Here is a 1,445-nt window from a genome sequence, read left to right on the forward strand (position 1 = left end):
CCCTACCGTCGGAGCCAACAAACCCCTCTTTTTTAGTTAAAAACAACTAAAATAAGGGTTTTTGGCCGTTTATGAACCAGTTTGCGAACCGGTTGCGTACCAGTTCCGTCACAATCGAACCTTTTTCTGTCGCGAACAGGCAAACGCCCCTCACTCTTTCTGTTGATTCTGGTTACTTCAGAGACCAAGAGCCAGAGAGAGAGATTTCATCCAATGACCACTGCACCAGCCGCTACGGGTAAAAAGAAGCTCCCAAAGTACGTCAGACAGCGCAGTTGGGGTGCGTACCAGTACAAACGGGACGTTCCAAAGCACTTACGCGTCAAAGCGGGTAAGGCCACTGTGTACCATGCGCTGGGCACAACCTTCATGGAGATGGTCAAAAACCTCCCCACCATCGACCAACAGGTTATGACCTACTTTGCGTCCCTGGAGGCTGAGAACTCAAGAACCCGTACCCTTGCCATTGTGAAGTCACACTTTGGAGAACAGGCCGCACAGCAACTTGATGCAGGTCAGTTGAACACCAATCTTATTGCAGGGCTTTGGGATTTAGCGGGCCGCCTCGAAGGGGATGTTGAGCCTGATGTCTACAGCAACCTCCTTGGGGCCAGTGTCCCAGTCGAGATCATCACCCTGCAAACGGCCTTTGATCTGTATGGGGCGTACAAGGATGCCGATCAGGACAAGAAGCTCAAGAACGCTCTGTCAAAGGTACAGGCCGACCTCAAAGCCTCCATCGGGGCGGTCAAACTCAAGGAGGTTGCTTTGGCTGACCTCCGTCGAGAAGATGCCCTCCTCTATCGTGACTATCTGCTTGCGCGCATTTCCCCCAACAGTGTCTCCCGGTACATCAACGTTGTCAGGGCGGTGGTGAACCATGCTATTCAAGAGCGTGGGATTGCAGCGATCAACCCGTTCCACAACTTGAAGGTCAAAGGCGCAGGACAGTCCGCCAAGGACCGCCTCCCTCTGTCAGCTGAGGAAGCAGAAGGTGGTTTGGTTACTATGGGCAGCCAAGAGGACCACCAAGCCATCTATCTGACCCTCTGGGACACAGGAGCACGGTTGAATGAGGTCACAGGGATTGTGGTTGACGACGTTGACCTTCAAAATCGCAGCCTGAGCATCCGACCGAACAGCATCAGAGCGCTCAAAACAGCCTCAAGTGAACGGCTCATCCCCCTGTCCTCCAGGGCCGTGGAAGCCCTCACAAACCTCTGCTCTGGCAAGGCGGGTGGTGATCCTCTCTTCCCCCGTTATGGTCGGCCAAACGGTAATACCGCCGCGTCAGCAGCCATGATGAAGAAACTGCGAAAACAGATCACCGACCCCAAGAAATCCCTACATAGTCTGCGCCACAAGAAGAAAGATGACCTGCGCAATGTTGGCTGTCCCGAAGAAATCAGCAAGGTGATCCTTGGCCACAGTAGCCAGGAAGCCGC

1 protein-coding gene is annotated in these 1,445 nt (G+C 53.8%); it reads left to right on the forward strand.

What is annotated here, in order from left to right; translation table 11 throughout:
• Positions 1-213: 213 nt before the first annotated feature.
• On the forward strand, positions 214-1,445 hold a 1,232-nt coding region (locus AB9F26_RS22060), incomplete at its 3' end, for a tyrosine-type recombinase/integrase (RefSeq protein WP_369769105.1).

This window comes from Falsihalocynthiibacter sp. BN13B15 (assembly GCF_041205415.1).
GTDB classification, from domain to species: Bacteria; Pseudomonadota; Alphaproteobacteria; order Rhodobacterales; family Rhodobacteraceae; genus Falsihalocynthiibacter; species Falsihalocynthiibacter arcticus.